The sequence below is a fragment of the Paracoccus sp. (in: a-proteobacteria) genome, assembly GCF_030536915.1.
In the GTDB taxonomy this organism is placed as follows: Bacteria; Pseudomonadota; Alphaproteobacteria; order Rhodobacterales; family Rhodobacteraceae; genus Paracoccus.
In genome coordinates this window covers 1-1,901 of sequence record NZ_JAUNPC010000207.1, presented here as the reverse complement: position 1 = coordinate 1,901, position 1,901 = coordinate 1, and the positions used below count along the sequence as shown (strand labels likewise).

The window sequence follows — 1,901 nt, the reverse complement described above, 5'->3', positions numbered from 1 at the left end:
GCTCCGCCAGGGTTCGCGAGGTCGCCTGCATGGCCCATGTCCGGCGCAAGTTCGTCGACATTCATCGCGCCCAGGCATCCCCGATCGCCGAGGAAGCCATCCACCGGATCGCCCAGCTCTATACCGTCGAGAAGGAGGCCCGAGGTTTGCCGCCCAATCGGCGGGCCGAACTCCGCCAGGCTCAAGCGGCACCGGTCTTCGATGATCTCGAGGTCTGGCTCGCCCTGCAGCTGACCCGCATCTCGGGCAAGTCTCCGTTGGCTGCCGCGATCCGCTACAGCCTGACCCGCATGGAGCGAATGCGTCCCTACCTCGACCAAGGCATTCTCGAGCTGGACAACAACACCGCCGAACGCGGCATGCGCGCCATTGCCCTCGGGCGGAAGAATTACCTCTTCGTCGGCTCCGAAGCTGGTGGAAAGGCCGCCGCCATCGCTTACACCCTGATCGAGACGGCCAAGCTCAACGACGTCGATCCCCAGGTCTGGCTCGCCGATACCCTCGCATGCATCCCGGACTACAGGATCACCAAGGTCGATGAGTTGCTGCCGTGGCGCTGGAGCCGGTAGCGGTCAGACCGGACGTGTGTGGACGCCCCCACGGATGCAAGCGGTATTTGGGCGCGTTCGGGCATGTGATCAGGTGCGGTCGTGTGTCCGGCCTCGAAGATGCGGCCTGTCATGCGCCGCGGGCCTGTATGGAGATATGCAGGCCGGGGCCAGTTCGCTTACCCGCGCTCGATGGCGCTCCGTCCGGAATGCTGGTTCGCCCGACCCGGTCTCTTGACCGTCTGCCCTTACGTTCCCTCGCCCCTCTCACATCCGGCGACAACCCGGCGACACCGGCCTACGCGGCCGTCATCGCCGGATCCCTGTAATCTTCGCTCTTCCGCAGAAGCGCCCAAGCCGTGCGCGCCATCCGATTGGCCAGCGCCACCGCGATCAGCATCTTCGGCTTGCGCGCCAGCATCCGGGCAAGCCACGACCCATCGGGTGCGCCTTTGCGTGCTGCCCATCGCACCACCGCGACCGCGCCGACAATCAGCAATCGGCGGATGTCGCGCTGGCCCATCTTCGAGGTCCGGCCCAGCCGGTCCTTGCCGCCGCTCGAATGCTGCCGCGGCGTGAGGCCGACCCAGACGGCGAAGTCCCGACCCTTGGAGAAGGTCTCCATCGGCGGCGCGAAGGTAGTGATCGCTGCCGCGGTCACCGCGCCCACTCCCGGGATCGTCGTCAGCCGTCGTGCCGTGTCGTCGGCGCTCACGCGTCGGCGAAGCTCGGTATCGAGGCCCGCGATCTTCCCGGCCAGCCCGGCGATCTGGTCCAGCAGGAGGCGCGCCAGGTCGCGCACCGCCGCTGGCAGCATGCCATCATCTCCGCCGATGATCGCAGCGAGGCGCCCGACATGCGCAGGACCGGTGGGGGCAACGATGCCCTGCTCGGCCAGGTGTGCGCGCAGGGCGTTGATCGTCTGCGTGCGCTGGCGAACCAGAAGGTCCCGGGTCCGGTAGGCCATCGCCGCCGCCTGCTGGGCCTCGCTCTTCACGGCGACAAACCGCATCGTCGGCCGCGAGGCCGCTTCCGCGATCGCTTCGGCATCCGCCATGTCGTTCTTTTGCCGCTTCACGAACGGCTTCACGTAGGCCGGTGGGATCAGCCGCACGTCGTGGCCGAGGTCGCTGAACGCCCGGCCCCAGTGATGCGCACTGGCGCAGGCTTCCATTGCCACCACGCAAGGTGGCTGCGCCGCCATGAACTTCAGCAGCTGCGCCCGGGACAGCTTGCGGCGAAAGACCACTGATCCGTCCGCCCCGGCGCCGTGTGCCTGAAACACGTTCTTGGCCAGATCCAGGCCGATGATGCTAACCTCTCCCATGGACGCTCCCCTCCGTAGCGGTGCTT

2 protein-coding genes are annotated in these 1,901 nt (G+C 67.4%); one reads left to right on the top strand and one right to left on the bottom strand.

What is annotated here, in order from left to right:
- Positions 1–569: IS66 family transposase (locus Q4F04_RS15775; protein ID WP_303370733.1), on the top strand; the 569-nt coding region annotated here is incomplete at its 5' end.
- A gap of 277 nt (positions 570–846) precedes the next feature.
- On the opposite strand, the gene Q4F04_RS15770 is transcribed toward Q4F04_RS15775, so the two are convergent.
- Positions 847–1,875 carry an IS110 family transposase gene (locus Q4F04_RS15770; protein ID WP_303370732.1) on the bottom strand — a complete coding sequence of 343 codons (1,029 nt, stop codon included), beginning with the start codon at positions 1,873–1,875 and terminating at the stop codon, positions 847–849.
- Positions 1,876–1,901 lie beyond the last annotated feature (26 nt).

Excerpts from the sequence above, each read along its gene's own strand:
- Q4F04_RS15770 (WP_303370732.1), bottom strand. The coding sequence starts at position 1,875 with ATGGGAGAGGTTAGCATCATCGGCCTGGATCTGGCCAAGAACGTGTTT.